Raw genomic sequence first — 17,890 nt, forward strand, 5'->3', positions numbered from 1 at the left:
CGGCAAGGGCGCGATGTTCCGGGGATACCTCAAGGTCCGCGACGCCTGCCCGGCCTGCGGCGAAGAACTTCGCCACCACAGGGCGGACGACGGGCCGGCCTATCTCACGATCCTCATCGTCGGACACCTCATGGCGCCCCTGATCATGTGGGCCTTTGTCGTGTGGCGACCCGACCCCATCGTGCTCTCGACCGTGTTCGCGACCGGTTGCGTGGCCCTGTCGCTCTTCCTCCTGCCGCGACTCAAGGGCGTGATCGTCGCCATCCAGTGGGCGAAGCGGATGCATGGCTTCGGCGCACGGACTGCCCTCGGCGGGCTGGATGACTGAGGCCGCGTCGGAACCCCGCGTCCGGGATGCCGCCACGGTGCTGCTGGTGCGCCGCGGGCCGGCAGGTCCGTCGATCCTGATGGGCCAGCGCGGCGCGGGCGCGGCCTTCATGCCGAACAAGTATGTCTTTCCCGGCGGCGCGGTCGATGCGGGCGACGCGGGCGTGGCGCTGGCGTCCTCCCTGCGGCCGGGATGCCTCGCACGGCTCGACCAGTCGGCTCCGGCGGGGCTCGGTCCGGCGCTCGCCGTGGCGGCGATCCGCGAACTCTGGGAAGAGACCGGCCTTGCCCTCGGCGTTCCGGGCGCCTGGCCCGGTGACGTGCCCCCCGACTGGGAGGGCTTCGCCGCCCTCGGGCTGAGGCCGGCGGCAGCAGCGCTTACCTTCGTCTTCCGTGCGATCACGCCACCCGGCCGGCCGCGACGCTTCGACGCGCGATTCTTCGTCGCCGACGCCGCCGCGCTTCCGGGCGACCCCGACGACTTCTCGCGCGCGGCGGACGAGCTGTCGCATCTGCACTGGGTGCCGCTCGCCGAGGCCCGGCGCCTCAACCTGCCCTTCATCACCGAAGTCGTCCTCGGCGAAGTGGGCGCCCTTGTCGCCCGGGGCGGCGCGCCCGAGGCGGTTCCCTTCTTCGACAACTCGGGGACCGAGCCGCTCTTCCGCCGGCTCGTCTGACCCCGGCCCCGGCTCAGCCGAGGCCCATGACGATCGCCACGACGGAGAGGATGACCAGGGCGATCCCCGCCGCCTCGCGCAGATGCAGCCGTTCGTGAAAGACGAGCGCGGAGGCGAGGAGCGTGAAGACGATCTCCACCTGTCCGAGCGCGCGGACATAGGCCGCGTTCTGGAGCGCGAAGGCCGCGAACCAGCCGAGCGAACCAAGGCCGCCCGTCAGGCCGACGAGCGCGGTCCGCCGCCAGCGGGCGAGAACGCGCCCGATCTCGCCCGGCTCGCGCCAGCGCAGCCAGGCGGCCATGAGCATGGTCTGGATCACCGTCGCCGCGGCGAGCGCAAGCAGAGCGCGCAGGAGGAACGGCAAAGGCTGAAGCGCGAGCGTCGCGCCGCGGTAGCCGATGGCGGACAGGCCGAAGAGTGCGCCGGCCAGAACGCCGTAGAGCGCCGGGCGTCCCAAGACGCGCGCCCCCGCCACGGGCGCCTTCGAGAGGAGGAGGACACCCGTGAAGCCCGTCACGATCGCGGCCCAGCCGAAGGGGCTCACCCGCTCGCCCAGCATCAGGGCGGAGAAGGCGGCGACCTGCACCGTCTCGGTCTTGGTGAAGGCCACACCGACCGCGAAGTTGCGAAGCGCGAAGAGCGCGACCGTGAGGAAAGTGGCCACGATCTGGCAGATGGCCCCGAGCGTCACATAGGCCCAGAAGCCCGGTCCCGGCTCGGGCGGCCGGGCGCCGGTCAGCAGAAGCGCCGTCGCGGCGAGGCCGCAGGCGATCGGCGCTGCAAATAGGAAGCGCGAAAAGGTCGCGCCGCCGGTCGACAGCCCGGCGCCCCTCAGCTGTTTTTGCAGCATGAATCGCACCGTCTGAAGCGCGGCGGCCGCCAGCGTGAAGAGGACCCAGAGGCTCATGCGCCCCTTCTGTCACGCGCCGGGGCCAAGCGGAAGCTCAGTTGCCGGGTCGGAGCGGGTGCGGCACCGGGTCCTTCGGCCTGACGAAGTAGCGACGGAATATCTCGCCGTAGGAGCGGTAGCTGTAACCGTGGTTGCGGGCGAGAAACGCCTCGCGCTCGGCTGAATAGAGCGCGGGAAGCTGGTACCAGGCGACGCGCGGGCGCGAATGATGCACGATGTGCAGGTTGTTGTTGAGGAAGAGGAAGCCAAGCACCCCGCCGCGTTCCACCACCACCGTCCGGCCCGGCGCTTCTTCATGCGCTCGGTGTTCGAGGAAGGTGCGGATCTTCAGCAGCGACATCCCGAGATAGGCCGAGAGGATGTAGCCCCAGAGCGGGATCGGCGCGGCCGCGATCCAGAGCCCGACGAGGCCGAGCCCCGCAAGATGCAGCGCCCAGTCGCGGGCGATCCGTCGGTCGCCACGGCGGATCGCCCGGGCGTCGTCGCGCAGGATCGCGACGATGGAAAGCGCGGGGCCGATCGCCATGCGCCCGAGAAGGGTGTTGTTGAACCGCAGAAGCCGCTGCCGCCAGCGCGGCAGCCCCGCCCAGACCTTCGGATCGAGGAAATTCGACTCCGGATCGTCGTAGGGATCGGTCAGCCGCTCGTCACGATGATGCGCAAGGTGCAGGTCACGGAAGCGGCCGTAGGGGAAGAAGAGCCCGACGGGAAGGAAGACGAGGGCCTCGTTCAGCCTGCGGGACCGGAACGGGTGACCATGCAGCACCTCGTGCTGGATCGACGAATGGAGTGTCACCGCCAGCGTCAGGACCACGAGTGCGAGGGGCAGCCACAGTGTCGCCGCCCAGGTCGTGGCCGCCGCCCAGAGCGCATAGCAGGCCGCGACGAGGAGGAGCGTCGGCCATTCGACGGTGTCCGCGCCCCTAGCCATGGGACCGCTCCCGCCGGCCCCATCGCACCTGCGCCCAGAACCGTTCATAAGCGACATAGGCCACGAAGCCCACGACCGTATTGGCCACCGCCATCGCGCCGCCCAGCGCGACCGATCCCGTCATCGCAAGCCCGATGAGGCTCATCGTCAGGAGGCCGAGGAGGTTCCAAAGAACCGCCTTCAGCATCGTCCGCTGTCGTGTGTCCATTGTCCGTACCTTTCCCCGGCCCCCAGTGAACCCTGACGTGGCCGAATTGCGAATTCCGAATATGATTAACATTTCTCATCATTCGTGTATTTTATCATCGTATGAAAGGTATTGTGGACAAGCGCGACCGCGCCGGCCTTTTCCGCGACCGGCTGGCGCGCGCCATGGCCGAGAAGGGCGTGACGCAGAGCGGGCTCGCGCGCGATGCGGGCGTGGACCGCTCGACCATCTCGCAGCTCCTGTCCGGGGAGGGCGCGCGGCTGCCGAACGCGCAGCTCGTCGCGGAATGCGCCGCCGCGCTCGCTGTCTCCGCCGACTGGCTGCTCGGCCTCACCGAACGGCCGGAGCGGCTTGCGGAACTCCTCGCCACCTCGCTCACGATGACCGAGGCGCCGCGCGCGCTCATCGACGAGACGATCTTCGGCTGGCACCAGGAGGCGGCGGGCTACAAGATCCGCCATGTTCCGGCGACGCTGCCCGACATGCTGAAGACCCGCGCGATGCTGCGCTGGGAGTACGAGCCCCAGCTCGGCCGGACCGCCGAACAGGCCATCGGCGCGTCCGAGGACCGGCTCGCCTGGATGGCGCGGTCGGGATCGGACTACGAGATGGCGGTGGCGCTTCATGAGCTCGAAGCCTTCGCCCGGGCCGAGGGCTACTACCGCGGCCTGCCCGCGGCGATCCGGGCCGAGCAGATCGCGCGGCTCAGGGACCTTTATCGCCAGCTCTACCCGAGCCTGCGCATCTACGCCTTCGACGCCCGGCGCGTCTTTTCGGCGCCTGTCACGGTCTTCGGGCCTCTCCTCGCCGTCCTCTACCTCGGCCGGCATTACATCGCGTTCCGCGACAGCGCGCGGGTGGCGGGCTTTGCCCAGCACTTCGACTGGCTCGTGCGCGAGGCCGAAGTCGGCGCGCGGGACTTCCCGGTGCTGCTCGATCGGCTGGCGGCCGAGCAGGGGCTTTGAGCGGCACGCAGGGCGTTGCCAAAGCCCGGACGCCGAAGCACACTTTGCGACACCCATCCGCCATCGGATACTGCAGATGTACATCCCCCCGCACTACCAGGAACTCGACGCGGCCGAGATCGCGGCGGTCATGGAGGCCGCGCCCCTCGGCTGCATCGTCGCCGAGACGCCCGAGGGCCTGGTCGCAAACCACATCCCGCTCCTTGCCGCCGAAGCCGGCATGCTCATCGGCCATGTGGCGCTGGCCAACGACATGCACAGGCTGATCGCCGACGGTCAGGAAGTGCTCGCGATCTTCCGGGGCGAGGACGCCTATGTCTCGCCGAACTTCTACCCTTCCAAGCCCGAGCACCACCGCCACGTACCGACCTGGAACTACCAGGCCGTCCATGTCTACGGCGCGATATCCTTCCAGCACGACGACCATGCAAAGCGCGCCGCGGTGGGTCTCCTGACGCGCCTCCACGAGCGGCGGGTGAACGGCGGAAGGGCATGGCGGATGGCCGATGCCCCGGCCGATTACATGGAGAAGATGCTTGCCAGCATCGTCGCCTTCCGCATTTCGGTGCACCGGACACTCGCCAAGTCGAAGCTCAGCCAGAACCGCGACGAGCGTGACCACCAGGGCGCTGTGGACGGGCTGAGCGCCACCGGACATCCGGGGATGGCAGAGCGCATGGCGCGCCGCAGGACGGCGCACACCTGAAGGCGCGGTCAGATCGCGCGCAGCCCGGCCGGGTCGTAGCCGTTGAACTGCAGCACGCGCCGCGCCGCCTCCATGAGGTCCGGCCGGACCGTGGGCGTGCGCGACATCACCCGCGCGAAGCGCCCCGAGGGCGTCCCGACGACCGCGACGCGGTAGTCTGCATCGACCCAGAGCACCCAGAGCTCCTCACCCCCCCGGGTGATGCGGCCCGGTCCGGTCACCCTCGCCTCGGACGCAAAGGCGCGCGCGCCGCGCGGGCCGCAGGCGGTCCCGGTGACGCGGTAGGCGGCTGGACCTGTCGGCACCCAGGTCTCGGCAAGCGGGCCGCAGCGCGCCTCATCGCCATAGGTCGCCGCAACGTGCCAGACATCGGCGAAACGGGCGGCGTCAAAGCTCGCGTTAGAGGAGATCGGTGCCTCGGTGTTGCGCAGGCCGACCTCCTGGGGGGCCGGACTGCAGGCGGTCAGGGTGGCCATCAGGGCCAGCAAGGACAGAGGACGCATCGACGGGGCTCCGGGTCAGGGCCGTTCCACCCTCGTCGCGGGGGCTTCGGGATGCAAGCTCGGCTTGTGCGACGCCGTTTGGCAGAATACGAAACGCTTGATGAAAAACGAACGGACCATCTTCGCGCCCGACCCGGCGCCGCTCTCGGTCGGCATCCTCGTGATGGCCGACACCAACGCGCTTTCGCTCGCGGCCTCGGTCGATCCGATGCGCGCTGCCAACCGACGGGCGGGGCGGGCGCTCTTCATCTGGCGGTTTTACTCTGCCCAAGGTGGATCCGTTCCGCTCACGGCCGGGTTCGACGTGGCGACGGAACCGCTGGATGACCGGGCGGCGATGGACGTGCTGATGATCGTGGCGGGGTTCCGGCTCATGGAACAGGCGACGCCGGCGCTCCTCGCCCGCCTCCGCCGGCTTGCGCCGCGCCTGCGCGCCATGGTGGGGATCGACGGCGGAAGCTGGTTCCTTGCCCTCGCCGGCCTCCTCGACGGCCGCGCGGCGACGGTTCACTGGGAAGACCTCGAGACCTTTGGCGACCGCTTTCCCCGCATCGACGTTAGGCGGGACCGCTACGTCGTCTCGGGGCCGATGGTGACGACCGGGGGAGCGGCGCCCTGTCTCGACATGATGCTCGACCTCATCCGGGCGCGCCATGGCGCGGAACTCGCGCTGCGCGTCGCGGGCGCCTTCCTCTACGAACCCGTGCATGGACCGGCGGTGCCACAGCAGGCTGTGCCCGCCGCCCGCCTTGCCCGCGCCGACCCCGCGCTCGGTGCGGCAATCGCGATCATGGAGCGCGCGATCGAGGACCCGCCCGCGGTGGCCGAGATCGCGCGACGGGTCGAACTCTCGCCGCGGCGGCTCGAGATGCTCTTTGCCGATCACCTCGGCACCAGCCCGGGCCGGTTCTTCCGCGACCTGAGGCTCGACGAGGCGCGGCGGATGGTGACAGACACCCGCCTGCCGCTGCAGGAAATCGCCCTTAGGACGGGTTTCGCCGGGCAGGCCGCCTTCGCCCGCGCCTTCCGTGCCCGTTTCGCCAGAACGGCGTCGGCGGTCAGGCGCGGTCAGTAGGGCATCGGGTGTGCCCTGTGCGCCACAGCGATCTGCGCGAGAACCTCGTGGGGCAACGTCAGATCGACCGCCTTCAGCACGTTCTCAAGCTGCGGCACCGTCGTCGCGCCGACGATCGGCACGACGGGAAAGGGCCGTGTCAGGGTCCAGGCCACCGCCATCTGCGCCGGGTCCAGACCTGCCCCGGCCGCGATGTCGAGGTAGGCGGCGACCGCCCCCCAGACCCGTGGGGTGATGCGGCCGCCGAGACCCGGATTGGCCGCCCGGCGCGACCCCGGAGGAGCGACGTCGCCCTGATACTTTCCGGTCAGCAGTCCCGCGGCAAGCGGCGAGAAGGCCAGAAGCGCAATCCGCTCGTTGTGGCCAAGCTCCGCAAGGTCCGTGTCGTGGTGCCGGCAGAGCAGCGAGTACTCGTTCTGCAGCGACACGGGCCGCGGTCCGTGCCCGGCTTCGGCCAGGGCGATCCATTGCGCCATGCCCCAGGCGCTTTCGTTCGACAGCCCGAAGGCCCCGATCTTGCCCTCCGTCTTCAGCGCGGCAAGTGTCTCCAGGCACTCAACCATGTTGGCACGGATCGCCGCGCGGTCCTGCCCGCGCGGGTCGAAGGACCAGTTCTGGCGGAACATGTAGCTGCCGCGGTTCGGCCAGTGGAACTGGTAGAGGTCCACATGATCCGTCCTGAGACGCCTGAGCGAACCTTCCAGCGCCCCGCGGATCGAAGCTGCGTCGATGACCTCGCCCGCATCGCGCGCGACGGACCCTTCGCCCGCGATCTTCGTCGCGATCACCCAGTCCGCGCGCCGGCCGCCGCGCGCAATCCAGTTGCCGATGATCTCCTCGGTTCGGCCGACGGTTTCCTTGCGCACCGGATTCACCGGATACATCTCGGCCGTATCCATGAAGGTCACGCCCGCCGCCGCGGCGCGGTCGATCTGGGCATGCGCCTCCGCCTCCGGCGTCTGGTTGCCCCAGGTCATCGTGCCGAGGCACAGCGCAGATACCGCCGGGCCGCCGGCGCCGAGAACCACCTGTCTCACATCATGCTCCCATCGTTCGCGCCCCCAGAGTATTTGGCGAAGGGACCAAGGCAAGGGCCGGCCATCGGCACGTTCACGCGGATATGAAGGCCGACTGCGCGGCAGCCGTGTATGTTTCGCGTCGAGTGCGTCTCGGCCGGAACGGCGACGGGCCGCGGAGTCTTGCATCATGTACCGACGGAGCCTTCTTCTCTTCCTTGTCGCGGCGGGGACCCTTCAGGCAACCGGGGCCGAGGCGGCTGCGGTGCGCTATGCGCTTGACGCCGGGCGATCGAGCGTCACCTTCGAGACGGATTTCGGCCCGGACAGGATCACCGGAAGCATGCCGGTCACGCTGGCCGACCTTGCCATCGACTTCGACCGCCTGGCGAATTCGCACATCAGCGTGACACTTGACGCCACGCGATCGCAGGCGAGCTTTCCTTTCGCAGCCCAGGCGCTCATGGGACCGAAGGTTCTCGACGTGCGCGCCTTCCCGACAATTGCTTTCAAAAGCACGTCCGTCCGCCGCAAGGGCGATGACGCGCTGATCGACGGCGCGCTGACGATCCGGGGCGTAACGAAGCCCGTGACGCTCCTCGCCACGATCTTCCGCCAGACGGGGACGGAGCCGGGGGACCTCTCGCGGCTCACCATCCGCCTCGTCGGGGCGGTTCAGCGCAGCGCGTTCGGCGCGACGGGATGGCCCGACTTGGTCGGCGACGAGGTGCGGATCGAGATCTTCGCGCGGATCGACCGTGACGCGTGACGCGGACACCGCGCCGGATGCGGCGCGTGGCTTTGGCCGCATGACGCGCGTCCTGCACTGGGCCATGGCGGCGGGCACCCTCGGCACCGCCGGGCTTGGCGCCTATGTCGCGCGGATGGAGGTCGGGCTGGGCAATCTCTGGCTTTTCGGCCTGCACAAGACGATCGGGATCAGTCTCCTTGCCCTGGCGCTTCTTCGCATCGGCTGGCACCGCCTCGCTCCGCCGCCCGGACCCCTGCCCGGCCCGCCGGAATGGCAGATGCGGCTCGCGCATGGAACGCACCGGGCGCTTTATGTCCTCATGTGCGCCGTGCCGGTCAGCGGCTGGGCCTATGGGTCCGCCACCGGCATCGACACGGTGATCTTCGGCCGCGTCACGGTTCCGCCGATCGCGCCCGTCTCGCCGGACTGGGAGGCGGCGCTCGTCGTCCTCCACCGGTCGCTCGCCTGGATGTTCCTCGCGTTGGTGGCGCTGCATGTCGCCGGGGCGCTGGAGCGGGCGGTCCTCCGCCATGACGGCACGCTCCGCCGCATGCTGGCGGGGGCCCCCGGCGCCGGCGCCGGCATGGTCGGACCGATACCGAAAGCGGGGGATGCGGGCAGCGGAAGGTCGCCGCCTTCAAACCGGAATTGAGAACAATAAGGGAACATTGTAGTCTTTCCCCATGACGACTCAAGACCTCGCCCGGCTCATCCGGCAGAGCGACGTGCCAGGGCGCGGCGCCCTGCCTTTCCTCGGCGCGCTTACGCTCGCCCGGGCGCGGGTGCATGAATTCTGCGGCTCCGCCCGGCGCACGCTCGCGCTCATGGCGGCAAGGGGGACGAAGGGGCCGGTCCTCTGGATCCGTCCCGGCTGGATGCCGGAGCGGCTCTTTCCCGAAGGCGTGGTCGCGTTCATCGAACCGGGCCGGCTTCTCTTCGCCACCCCGCGCCGCCCCGAGGACCTCCTGTGGTGCGTCGAGGAGGCGCTCAGATGCGCGGCAACGCCGCTTGTCGTCGCCGAACTGCCGGAGCCACCGGGGTTGACCCCGGTGCGCCGGCTCCAGCTTGCGGCCGAGACCGGCGCGCGCGAGGGGCATCAGGTGCCGACAGGGCTTATCCTGACGCCCGGCGAGGGCGGCGCGCAGGGCGTGGAGAGCCGCTGGCGCCTCGCGCCCCGCCATCGTTCCGGGCAGAGCGGATGGCAGCTCGACCTTCTCAGGGCGCGGAGCGGGCCGCCGGCGTGCTGGAACCTCCGGGCCAGCGCCGGGCTGGAGACGGACCGCCGGGCCGAGGAGGCGGGAGGAGACGGACGACGGGCCGGCTTCACCCTCGCGCGGATGCCCGCCACGGCGGAAACCGGCCCCGGCGAGGCGAAAGCGCGTGATGCGGTGGCGCGGCAGCAGCGGTAGACTTCCCCCTCAGCCACCGCCGCCGGCCAGAAGGAAAGCCCATGCGCCGCAGACTCTTCCTGGCGACGATCCTGGCCATCGTGATCGCCCCTCCGGCGGTCGCCGCCCCTATCCCCTATGCCTACGACCCCGAAGGCTCCGCCGTCACCGCCGAGGTCGACTACGGCCCGGTCGTGGTCCGCGCCCGCCTGCCCGTCGCCGAGGCCGATCTTGCCATCGACTTCGAGAAGGTCGCCAAAAGCCGCTTCGCGGTGACGCTGCGCGCCGACCGGGCGCGATCAAACATCCCGTTCGCGGCGCGCGCGATCATGGGCGAAAGCGTGCTCGACGCGGCCGATCATCCCGAGATCCGGTTCGAAAGCACGCGCGTGGCCAGCGCGGGTCAGGGGCGCGTCGCGGTCACCGGGCGCGCCACGATCCGCGGCGTGACGCGCGAGGTGACGCTCGACGCCGTGCTCTACCGGCCGCCAGGAAGCGACCCGGGCGCGCGCGACGACCTGACGGTCCTGATCACCGGCACGATCAGCCGCGCGGCCTTCGGCGCCTCCGGCCATGCCGGCAGCGTCGGCGATACGGTCCGGCTCAGGATCCTCCTGCACGTCCGCCGCGCCGGCTGACGGCCCACGATCCCGCGGAGGCGCCCGAGAGGCGCCAAACGACCCGCACCGGATCACCGGGCGGGCTGCTCCCGCCTTCTGTCCGCATGTACTCCCCACCCAAGGGGGGGGCCGACGAACGGGACGTCCGCGTCGGGTGGCCGTCTCAGGCGGCGAAACCGCGCGGGAAATCGTCCGCCCGCGTCGATTGGCTCTGGGCAAGCGCACGCCCGGGGGACATGGTGGCCGAAGCAGAAGCCATGACCGATGCGCCTCCTCCTCTCCTTCGCGGCCCTCTTCCTCTCGATCATCTTCCTCCAGCTCGGGACCGGCGGGGTGGCGCCGCTCGACGCGCTCTCCGGCGTGGCGCTCGGGTTCTCGCGGGCTGAGATCGGGCTGCTCGGCTCGGCGCATTTCTTCGGCTTCTTCATCGGCTGCTGGTGGGCGCCGCGACTCGTCGGCACGGTCGGACATTCGCGCGCCTTCGCGGCCTTCACCGCGGCCGGCACGATCGGGATCCTCGCCCACATGATGATGGTCGATCCGATCGCCTGGGCGGGGCTGCGCATTCTTTCGGGCCTCTGCGTCGCCGGTTGCTACACGGTGATCGAGGCCTGGTTGCAGGACCGCGCCACGAACGCGGTGCGCGGGCGCGCGATGGGGACATACCGGATCGTCGACACGCTCGGATCGCTCGGCGCGCAGCTCGTCATCGGCGTGCTCGCGCCTGCGGCCTATTTCTCCTACAACCTCCTTGCCATCCTCTGCTGCGCCGCCCTCCTTCCCGTGACCATAAGCCGGGCCGAACAGCCCGCGATGCCCCCCGCGCCACGGCTCCGGCCCGGTCTCGCATGGTCGCGCTCGCCGCTCGCTTCGATGGGTGTCGTGGTGTCGGGCATAACGACGGCGGCCTTCCGCATGGTGGGCCCGATCTATGGCATCGAGGTCGGGCTTTCGGCCGATCGGATCGCGCTCTTCCTGGCCGCCTTCGTGGTCGGCGGCGCGCTGGTGCAACTCCCGATAGGCTGGCTCGCCGACCGCTTCGACCGGCGCCACGTCCTGATCGGCATCTCCGTGGCGGCCGCGGCGTCCTGCGCGCTGACCGTCGCTGTCTCGGGCCTCGGCACAGTGCCGGTCTTTGTCGCCGCTGCCGCCTTCGGCGCGGCCACGCTGCCGGTCTATTCCATCGCGACCGCCCATGCCCACGACTTCGCCGAAAGCAGCGAGCGGGTGGAGCTTTCGGCGGCGCTCATGTTCCTCTATGCGATCGGCGCGATCGCCTCGCCGCTCCTGGCCTCGGCGCTGATCGAGGGTTACGGGCCGTCAGCCATGTTCGCCTTCATCGCCGCCGCGCATGTGGCCCTCGTGGCCTTCGGGCTCGTCCGGATGCGCGCGCGGCCCGCCCCGGCGGACCGGACGCTCTATGTCTACACCCCGCGCACGTCGTTCCTGATCGGACGGTTGCTGCGCCGGCCACGCGGGGGCGACCGCTAGCCGCACTTCCCCTCCCGAGTCCGTGGACCCATGTGGACATGAGAAGACGATTCTCAAGGAGGACACGATGGACATCACCTTTCATGGCAAGACCGCCATCGTCACCGGCGCAGGCTCAGGGATCGGCGCAGCCATCGCGCGCGACCTCGCGGCATCCGGCGCCACGGTCGTCGTTTCAGACCTCGACCTCGCCAGGGCCGAGGCGGTGGCGGCAGAGTTGGGCGGCAATGCGGTCGCGCATGCCTGCGACGTGGCCGACCCGGCAGCGGTGGAGAGGATGGTGGCCTTCGCCGTCGGGAGAACGGGCGGGCTCCATCTTCTCGTCAACAACGCCGGCATCGGCGGGCCGCTCGAACCGACCGGGGCCTACCCCATCGACGGTTGGCGGAAGGTGATCGACGTCAACCTGAACGGCGTCTTCCACGGCCATCGCTACGGCATCCCGGCAATGGAGAAGTCCGGCGGCGGCGCCATTGTCAACGTCTCCTCGATCCTCGGGTCCGTCGGCTTCGCCAATGCCGTTGCCTATACCGCCGCCAAGCACGGCGTCCTCGGGCTCACCAAGGTCGCGGCGATGGAATACGCGGCGAAGGGCATCCGGGTGAACGCCATCGGCCCTGCCTTCATCGCGACGCCCTTGCTCGACAACCTTCCGCCGGCTGCGAAGGATCAACTGATCGCTGCGCACCCGATCGGCCGCCTCGGCCGGCCCGAGGAGGTCGCGGCGCTGACGCTCTTCCTGCTTTCGGACCGGGCAAGCTTCGTCACCGGGTCCTACCACCTCGTCGACGGCGCCTACACCGCCCAGTGACGCCGCGCGGGCCGGGGGGGAAACCTCTGGCCCTTGCCGCGCCAAGCCGTTAAATCACCGCCGGAAGCGGACGGAAAGGCGCAGGCATGGCCCGGATTCTGATCACCTCGGCGATCCCCTACATCAACGGGATCAAGCACCTTGGGAACCTCGTCGGCTCGCAGCTTCCGGCCGACCTCTACGCCCGCTATGCCCGCGCCCGTGGCCATGAAGTCATGTTCATCTGCGCCACCGACGAACACGGCACCCCGGCCGAACTCGCCGCCGCCAAGGCGGGAATGCCGGTCGCCGACTATTGCGCCCAGATGCACGAGGTGCAAAAGAACCTGGCCGCCGGCTTCCGCCTTTCGTTCGACCATTTCGGGCGTTCCTCGTCGGGACGGAACCACCGGCTGACCCAGCATTTCGCGAAGCGGCTCGGCGAGAACGGGTTCATCGAGGAAGTCGCCGAACGGCAGGTCTTCTCCGTCGCCGACAACCGCTTCCTGCCCGACCGCTACATCGAGGGCACATGCCCCAACTGCGGCTACGACAAGGCCCGCGGCGACCAGTGCGAAAACTGCACCAAGCAGCTCGACCCGACCGACCTCATCAATCCGCGCTCGGCCATCTCCGGCTCGACCGAACTGGAAGTGCGCGAGACCAGGCACCTCTATCTCAAGCAGAAATCGCTGAAGGGCGAGATATCCGACTGGATCGACAGCAAGACCGACTGGCCGATCCTGACGACCTCGATCGCGCGGAAGTGGCTCAACGATGGCGAGGGACTGCAGGACCGCGGCATCACCCGCGACCTCTCCTGGGGCGTGCCGGTGCAGTTCGACGGCGCGCCGTGGCAGGGCATGGAGGGCAAGGTCTTCTACGTCTGGTTCGACGCCCCCATCGAGTACATCGCCGCCACCGCCGAATGGGCGGATGACGCGGAATATCCGGATTCTGCATGGGAACGCTGGTGGCGAACCGACAGGGGGGCCGAGGATGTGCGCTATGTGCAATTCATGGGCAAGGACAACGTGCCCTTCCACACCCTTTCCTTCCCTGCCACGATCATGGGCAGCCGCGAGCCGTGGAAGCTCGTCGACTACATCAAGAGCTTCAACTACCTGAACTACGACGGCGGCCAGTTCTCCACCTCCCAGGGCCGCGGCGTGTTCATGGATCAGGCGCTTTCGATCCTGCCTTCGGACTACTGGCGCTGGTGGCTCCTCTCGCACGCGCCCGAAAGCGCCGACAGCGAATTCACGTGGGAGAATTTCCAGGTCTCGGTCAACAAGGACCTCGCCGACGTTCTCGGCAACTTCGTCTCCCGCATCACCAAGTTCTGCCGCTCGAAATACGGCGAGGCGGTGCCCGCGGGCGGCCAGACCGGCGAGCGCGCGGCGGCGCTGATCGCGGAACTGGAGGGCCGCGTCCGCGCCTACGAAGGCCACATGGAGGCGATGGAGATCCGCAAGGCCGCGACGGAACTCCGCGCCATCTGGGTCGCCGGCAACGAATACCTGCAATCTGCCGCGCCCTGGACCGTCTTCAAGGACGACCCCGATCGTGCCGCCGCAATGGTCCGCCTCGGGCTCAACCTCATCCGTCTCTACGCGATCCTTTCGGAGCCCTTCATCCCCGACGCCGCGGCCAAGATGCTCGCGGCGATGAAGTGCGACGACAAGACCTGGCCCGGACCCGTCGCCGAGGCGCTGACGGTCCTGAAGCCGGGGCACCCGTTCGAGACACCCGAGGTCCTCTTCGCGAAGATCGCCGACGAGGAGCGGGAGGAGTGGCAGAATCGGTTCTCCGGGGTGCGGACCTAGGCCCGCGCCGGGCTGGGGCGGACTCGCCCGCGGCCACGCGACGCGCCAGCGGGCTGCCGCAGAGGCCGGCTCAGAACTGGCGGTCCACGATCATCACCTCGCGGTCGCTGATCGTGCGGACAACCGCGGGATTGTCCTGAACGAAACAGGCCAGGTCCTCGCAGCCCGCGAGCACGGCCCCCGCCGAGGATCAGGAGCGCGGCCCTGAGACCCGCCCGCACACCATTCCTCCCCGCTTGCCGTTCGCCCTGCCCGGAGCTTCGTTGCGGCAGGGCTGGGCGAACGGGCGCGCGGCGGCAGCGGGGGACCGCACTTCCGGCTTGCCGACCGGGTTAGCCCGGCCCCGGGTTGCGCTCCGGGCGTTCGCCGGGGAAACTCTCCGCTGGGGGCTGTTCAAAAGCCCCATATCTCTGATTCACCTTCCTTATCGGTGGTCGAGAGGCAGCGATGCTGGGCGGCGGGGTCAGCGTCCACGCACGTGGTGTAGTTTAAACGCCGCTGGCGGTGTGATCCCGGGTGGCCATCGAGGTGGAGTTTGGCGACTTCAACCACGGACCTTACGGAGAATGAGCCATTGTCCGCCATTGGTCCGGGGACAATGGCGAACGATGACCAGGACGAACATGGACCTGCCCGAGCTGCTGGCCAGGCACGATCGGGGAGACTTCCTGCGCGGCATTGCCGAAGCCGTCCTGCAGCTGATCATGGAGGCCGATGTCGACGGCCGTCATGAACGCAGCGGCGAACGCAAGACCTGGCGGAACGGGGATCGAGACCGCGCTCTCGATCCCCGTCTGGGCACGCTGAACCTGCGGGTGCCGAAGCTCCGGCAGAGGAGCTACTTCCCGGGCTTCCTCGAGGCCCGAGAGACCTCGGAGCAGGCGCTGGTGGCCGTGATCCAGGGTGAGCGGGCGAACGCCACCGGTCCGAGAGAGTCCGCGAACGGGATCGGGGGCGTCTCGACCCGCCGCGTCGACGAGCTGGTGCAGGCGCCGGGGCTGCGCGGTATCTCGAAGAGCACCGTATCGAAGCTGTGCAAGGAATGAGCCATGGTGCGCCACTGGTTCAAGAACCATGGCGAATGACGAGCGCGTAGGCGAATTCCTGAACCGCCCGCTGACCGGCGAGTGGCCCCATCTCTGGCTGGACGCCACCTACCTCAAGGTGCGCCAGGGCGGTCGGATCGTGCCAGTCGCAGCCATAATCGCCGTCGCGGCCAATACCGAGGGCCGCCGCGAAATCATCGGCCTCGGCATCGGGCCCTCGGAAGCTGAGACCTTCCGGACCGAGTTCCTGCGCTCGCTGAAAGCCCGCAGCCCTGGCGGGGTCAGGCTGGTGATCAGCGACGCCCACACCGGACTCAAGGCCGCCATCGCCCGGGTATTCAAGGCAACCTGGCAGCGGTGTCGCGTTCACTGGATGCGCAACGCGCTGGCCCATGTCTCCCGCGGCCAGCACACCGTCATCGCCGCCGCGATCCCCCAGGCCTTCGACCAGCCCGACCGCGCCCATGCCGGGGAAACCTGGCGCAAGGTCGCCGAGCCGCTCCGTCCGCGCTGGCCCAAGCTCGCGGACCTGATGGATGCAAGCGAGCATGGCGTGCTGGCCTATATGTCCTTCCCCCGCCAGCACCGGACCAAGCTGCACAGCACGGATGAGATCGAGCGTCTGAACAAGGAGGTCAAGACCGCGAGCCGCTACATGATGGTCGAGGCCTTCGCCCAGATCGACAAGGAGGAGATCGACCCCATTCTCAGCATAACCGCGAAAGCCGCCTGATCATGCCCTCAGGCCATCCGGGATCCTACACCAGCTTGACGGACGCGACCCGTGCAATAGAGTCCCGCGGCATGGTGTAGGAGCGCCGGCCCCCGGAGATGTCCACCTTTTTCAGTTGGCCACGGCGGGCAGCCTGACGGCGGGATTTTCGGTTACGCCGGCGAGCGTTTGACGGCTCATATATCGCCGCGGAGCCGCCCACTCATCGTTGGTTTTCGAGCATTAGACGCCATGATCGCGGTGTTAACTGACTGGGTCTCTGGCCTCGGCCGCGGCATTCTCCGTTCGAGGGTTGCTCCTGACTGGCTGACACCAGCAAGCTCCACGTCCAGCCTTACCAATTGAGGTTGCGGCAAGCGAATACCGCAGAAGAAGCACCAGCGCCTTGCGTAACTCATTATGACTTGATTCCGCGCACTGTGCGTACAGCCAATCCCCTAGTACCCGCTCCCCCCAGCCGCACGCCTCCTCGGCGCGCGATCCCGACGCCCGCGGGGAGGGCCTTCAGTGTGCCTCGTCCTCGAGGTGCAGCTTCATGTCGATCAGCACCTTCTGGATCGCCAGCGTCTCGTTCAGCAGCCGCTTGGCCTCGTTGATCGTGATGCGCCCGTCCTGGATCGACTGGTTGTACTCGGCCATCAGCATGGCGAACCGCTGGCTCAGCACCACGACGTCGGAGTTGACGCCGCCCGGCCCGCCGTTCTTGCGCTCCTGGTCGTAGCTGAGCGTGATGCCCCTGAGGTCCGCGAGCGCGGCGGTGACATGCGGGAAGCGTGCCGCGGCCTCGAGCGCGGCGACCACGTCGATCGGCATGAAGCGGTCGGTGTGCTCGGCATCGGCGGAATAATAGCGCCCGAGCGTCGCCTTCGACTTCCCGCAAAGCCCGGCGGCGGCTTCGATGCCGACGTCCTTCACCAAGGCTTCCGTGTGCTTTTTCAGATAGTTGTCGACCTTGCTCGTCACTCTGAATACATCCCTCTGCCCCGGTAGCCGGGGGAAATCGTCCCTGCCATTCCCCTTACTGTCTCGGCGCCGCTTTGTCATTTGTAAACCGTCCCTGCATGTGTGGGGGACGGGTGCGAGTGCCGGCGACCCGAGGCCGGAGGGAGTTGGGTTCGTCGCGCCTTTGGCGATCGGGAAGGCCAAAGCCGGCCCGTCCGGCAGCAGCGCGGCGACCCTTGCCTGACGTGACGAGTGACCGTCCGGACCGGGCCTCGCCCCGCGCCGGGGTGGTAACGGGTGGGAAGACCGGCCGGGGGGATCGCAAGGGTGGGTTCCCCCGGCTGCCGCTTGCGGACCCCGTGGCGGCGCGGCTATCAGGGCGCATGGCCAAGCTCTATTTCCACTATTCGACCATGAACGCCGGCAAGTCGACGCTGCTCCTGCAGGCGTCGTACAACTACCGCGAACGCGGCATGGCGACCCTTCTCCTGACCGCGCGCCTCGACGACCGCGCCGGTTCCGGCCGCATCGCGAGCCGGATCGGAATCGGCGAGCCGGCAGACACCTACGACGCCGGAACCGACCTCTTCGCCGTGATCGCGGCGCGGCTTGTCGAGGGCACGGTGGCCTGCGTCTTCCTCGACGAGGCGCAGTTCCTCACCCGCGATCAGGTCTGGCAGCTTGCCCACGCCGTGGACGATCTCGGCGTGCCGGTCATGTGCTACGGGCTCCGCGTCGATTTCCGGGGCGAGCTTTTCCCCGGCTCGGCCGCGCTTCTCGCGCTCGCCGACGAGATGCGCGAGGTCAGAACGATCTGCCACTGCGGCAGGAAGGCGACGATGGTGGTCCGGCGCGGCTCGGACGGCCGTGCTCTGCGCGAGGGGGCGCAGGTGCAGATCGGCGGAAACGAGACCTATGTCTCGCTCTGCCGCCGCCACTGGCGCGAAGAGGTGGGCGACCGCGCGACCTGAGCGCGCGGCCCCCG

At 69.0% G+C, this 17,890-nt stretch carries 19 protein-coding genes and 1 pseudogene; 14 read left to right on the forward strand and 6 right to left on the reverse strand.

Going from position 1 to position 17,890, the window contains the following annotated elements; translation table 11 throughout:
- Nucleotides 1-328, forward strand: a 328-nt coding sequence (locus tag ACMUOO_RS04400; RefSeq protein WP_413854891.1) for a DUF983 domain-containing protein, incomplete at its 5' end; no start/stop codon positions are given.
- Nucleotides 321-1,004, forward strand: a complete 684-nt coding sequence (locus ACMUOO_RS04405) for an NUDIX hydrolase (RefSeq protein WP_301919555.1) — start codon at nt 321-323, stop codon at nt 1,002-1,004. The genes ACMUOO_RS04400 and ACMUOO_RS04405, both read left to right, overlap by 8 nt.
- A gap of 13 nt (nt 1,005-1,017) precedes the next feature.
- Here ACMUOO_RS04405 and ACMUOO_RS04410 read toward each other — a convergent pair whose 3' ends face one another.
- The 3 genes from ACMUOO_RS04410 to ACMUOO_RS04420 are packed head-to-tail and all read right to left on the reverse strand — an operon-like array spanning nt 1,018 to nt 3,053.
- Complete coding sequence (locus ACMUOO_RS04410) at nt 1,018-1,911, reverse strand: DMT family transporter (RefSeq protein ID WP_301919556.1); 894 nt, start codon at nt 1,909-1,911, stop codon at nt 1,018-1,020.
- 37 nt (nt 1,912-1,948) lie between these two features.
- Nucleotides 1,949-2,845, reverse strand: a complete 897-nt coding sequence (locus ACMUOO_RS04415) for a fatty acid desaturase (RefSeq protein WP_301919557.1) — start codon at nt 2,843-2,845, stop codon at nt 1,949-1,951.
- On the reverse strand, nt 2,838-3,053 hold the full coding sequence (locus tag ACMUOO_RS04420; RefSeq protein ID WP_301919558.1) for a DUF2061 domain-containing protein: 216 nt from the start codon (nt 3,051-3,053) through the stop codon (nt 2,838-2,840). The genes ACMUOO_RS04415 and ACMUOO_RS04420 overlap by 8 nt, the downstream gene beginning before the upstream one ends.
- Before the next feature lie 101 nt (nt 3,054-3,154).
- On the opposite strand from ACMUOO_RS04420, the gene ACMUOO_RS04425 reads away from it, so the two are divergent.
- Nucleotides 3,155-4,018 carry a helix-turn-helix domain-containing protein gene (locus tag ACMUOO_RS04425; protein WP_301919559.1) on the forward strand — a complete coding sequence of 288 codons (864 nt, stop codon included), beginning with the start codon at nt 3,155-3,157 and terminating at the stop codon, nt 4,016-4,018.
- Between the two features lie 76 nt (nt 4,019-4,094).
- Nucleotides 4,095-4,724, forward strand: coding sequence for an FMN-binding negative transcriptional regulator (locus ACMUOO_RS04430; RefSeq protein ID WP_301919560.1), 630 nt, complete (start codon nt 4,095-4,097; stop codon nt 4,722-4,724).
- An 8-nt stretch (nt 4,725-4,732) separates the two neighbouring features.
- On the opposite strand, the gene ACMUOO_RS04435 is transcribed toward ACMUOO_RS04430, so the two are convergent.
- A complete protein-coding gene (locus ACMUOO_RS04435) occupies nt 4,733-5,227 on the reverse strand; it encodes a lipocalin family protein (protein WP_301919561.1) in 495 nt (164 codons plus the stop codon).
- 100 nt (nt 5,228-5,327) lie between these two features.
- Between ACMUOO_RS04435 and ACMUOO_RS04440 the strand changes: the two genes are divergently transcribed.
- Nucleotides 5,328-6,302, forward strand: coding sequence for a GlxA family transcriptional regulator (locus tag ACMUOO_RS04440; protein ID WP_301919562.1), 975 nt, complete (start codon nt 5,328-5,330; stop codon nt 6,300-6,302).
- Here ACMUOO_RS04440 and ACMUOO_RS04445 read toward each other — a convergent pair.
- Nucleotides 6,296-7,339, reverse strand: coding sequence for an aldo/keto reductase (locus tag ACMUOO_RS04445; protein WP_301919563.1), 1,044 nt, complete (start codon nt 7,337-7,339; stop codon nt 6,296-6,298). The genes ACMUOO_RS04440 and ACMUOO_RS04445 overlap by 7 nt on opposite strands.
- Nucleotides 7,340-7,508: 169 nt before the next feature.
- Between ACMUOO_RS04445 and ACMUOO_RS04450 the strand changes: the two genes are divergently transcribed.
- From ACMUOO_RS04450 to ACMUOO_RS04485, 8 genes and pseudogenes are all read left to right on the forward strand, one after another.
- Nucleotides 7,509-8,087, forward strand: a complete 579-nt coding sequence (locus tag ACMUOO_RS04450) for a YceI family protein (protein WP_301919564.1) — start codon at nt 7,509-7,511, stop codon at nt 8,085-8,087.
- The gene (locus ACMUOO_RS04455; protein ID WP_301919565.1) at nt 8,077-8,721 is read left to right on the forward strand and encodes a cytochrome b; all 645 of its coding nucleotides are present in this window, start codon (nt 8,077-8,079) and stop codon (nt 8,719-8,721) included. Before ACMUOO_RS04450 ends, ACMUOO_RS04455 begins: the two co-directional genes overlap by 11 nt.
- Before the next feature lie 31 nt (nt 8,722-8,752).
- Nucleotides 8,753-9,478, forward strand: a complete 726-nt coding sequence (locus ACMUOO_RS04460) for an ImuA family protein (RefSeq protein WP_413854892.1) — start codon at nt 8,753-8,755, stop codon at nt 9,476-9,478.
- A gap of 41 nt (nt 9,479-9,519) precedes the next feature.
- Nucleotides 9,520-10,095 carry a YceI family protein gene (locus ACMUOO_RS04465; protein WP_301919566.1) on the forward strand — a complete coding sequence of 192 codons (576 nt, stop codon included), beginning with the start codon at nt 9,520-9,522 and terminating at the stop codon, nt 10,093-10,095.
- A 246-nt stretch (nt 10,096-10,341) separates the two neighbouring features.
- Nucleotides 10,342-11,568 carry an MFS transporter gene (locus ACMUOO_RS04470; RefSeq protein ID WP_301919567.1) on the forward strand — a complete coding sequence of 409 codons (1,227 nt, stop codon included), beginning with the start codon at nt 10,342-10,344 and terminating at the stop codon, nt 11,566-11,568.
- Nucleotides 11,569-11,635: 67 nt separating this feature from the next.
- On the forward strand, nt 11,636-12,379 hold the full coding sequence (locus ACMUOO_RS04475) for an SDR family NAD(P)-dependent oxidoreductase (RefSeq protein WP_301919568.1): 744 nt from the start codon (nt 11,636-11,638) through the stop codon (nt 12,377-12,379).
- Between the two features lie 86 nt (nt 12,380-12,465).
- Nucleotides 12,466-14,184 (forward strand): methionine--tRNA ligase, encoded by a 1,719-nt coding sequence (gene metG, locus ACMUOO_RS04480; protein ID WP_301919569.1) that lies wholly within the window; start codon nt 12,466-12,468, stop codon nt 14,182-14,184.
- Nucleotides 14,185-14,792: 608 nt separating this feature from the next.
- Nucleotides 14,793-15,963, forward strand: a pseudogene (locus tag ACMUOO_RS04485) (IS256 family transposase).
- A gap of 504 nt (nt 15,964-16,467) precedes the next feature.
- On the opposite strand, the gene ACMUOO_RS04490 reads toward ACMUOO_RS04485, so the two are convergent.
- Entirely contained in the window at nt 16,468-16,926 is a 459-nt protein-coding gene (locus ACMUOO_RS04490; RefSeq protein ID WP_301919570.1) for a hypothetical protein, read from the reverse strand.
- Nucleotides 16,927-17,288: 362 nt separating this feature from the next.
- Here ACMUOO_RS04490 and ACMUOO_RS04495 point away from each other — a divergent pair, with 362 nt between their 5' ends.
- Complete coding sequence (locus ACMUOO_RS04495) at nt 17,289-17,876, forward strand: thymidine kinase (RefSeq protein WP_301919571.1); 588 nt, start codon at nt 17,289-17,291, stop codon at nt 17,874-17,876.
- The last annotated feature ends 14 nt before the right edge of the window (nt 17,877-17,890 follow it).

Origin of the sequence: Albidovulum sp., assembly GCF_041919395.1 — a bacterium.
GTDB lineage: Bacteria > Pseudomonadota > Alphaproteobacteria > Rhodobacterales > Rhodobacteraceae > Albidovulum.

Bases quoted from the DNA above. Each gene is read 5' to 3' on its own strand.
- ACMUOO_RS04420 (WP_301919558.1), bottom strand. From the start codon at position 3,053: ATGGACACACGACAGCGGACGATGCTGAAGGCGGTTCTTTGGAACCTC.
- ACMUOO_RS04460 (WP_413854892.1), top strand. From the start codon at position 8,753: ATGACGACTCAAGACCTCGCCCGGCTCATCCGGCAGAGCGACGTGCCA.
- ACMUOO_RS04470 (WP_301919567.1), top strand. From the start codon at position 10,342: ATGCGCCTCCTCCTCTCCTTCGCGGCCCTCTTCCTCTCGATCATCTTC.
- ACMUOO_RS04475 (WP_301919568.1), top strand. From the start codon at position 11,636: ATGGACATCACCTTTCATGGCAAGACCGCCATCGTCACCGGCGCAGGC.
- ACMUOO_RS04495 (WP_301919571.1), top strand. From the start codon at position 17,289: ATGGCCAAGCTCTATTTCCACTATTCGACCATGAACGCCGGCAAGTCG.
- metG (WP_301919569.1), top strand. From the start codon at position 12,466: ATGGCCCGGATTCTGATCACCTCGGCGATCCCCTACATCAACGGGATC.
- ACMUOO_RS04440 (WP_301919562.1), top strand. From the start codon at position 5,328: ATGAAAAACGAACGGACCATCTTCGCGCCCGACCCGGCGCCGCTCTCG.
- ACMUOO_RS04435 (WP_301919561.1), bottom strand. From the start codon at position 5,227: ATGCGTCCTCTGTCCTTGCTGGCCCTGATGGCCACCCTGACCGCCTGC.
- ACMUOO_RS04450 (WP_301919564.1), top strand. From the start codon at position 7,509: ATGTACCGACGGAGCCTTCTTCTCTTCCTTGTCGCGGCGGGGACCCTT.
- ACMUOO_RS04425 (WP_301919559.1), top strand. From the start codon at position 3,155: ATGAAAGGTATTGTGGACAAGCGCGACCGCGCCGGCCTTTTCCGCGAC.
- ACMUOO_RS04415 (WP_301919557.1), bottom strand. From the start codon at position 2,845: ATGGCTAGGGGCGCGGACACCGTCGAATGGCCGACGCTCCTCCTCGTC.
- ACMUOO_RS04410 (WP_301919556.1), bottom strand. From the start codon at position 1,911: ATGAGCCTCTGGGTCCTCTTCACGCTGGCGGCCGCCGCGCTTCAGACG.
- ACMUOO_RS04430 (WP_301919560.1), top strand. From the start codon at position 4,095: ATGTACATCCCCCCGCACTACCAGGAACTCGACGCGGCCGAGATCGCG.
- ACMUOO_RS04465 (WP_301919566.1), top strand. From the start codon at position 9,520: ATGCGCCGCAGACTCTTCCTGGCGACGATCCTGGCCATCGTGATCGCC.
- ACMUOO_RS04405 (WP_301919555.1), top strand. From the start codon at position 321: ATGACTGAGGCCGCGTCGGAACCCCGCGTCCGGGATGCCGCCACGGTG.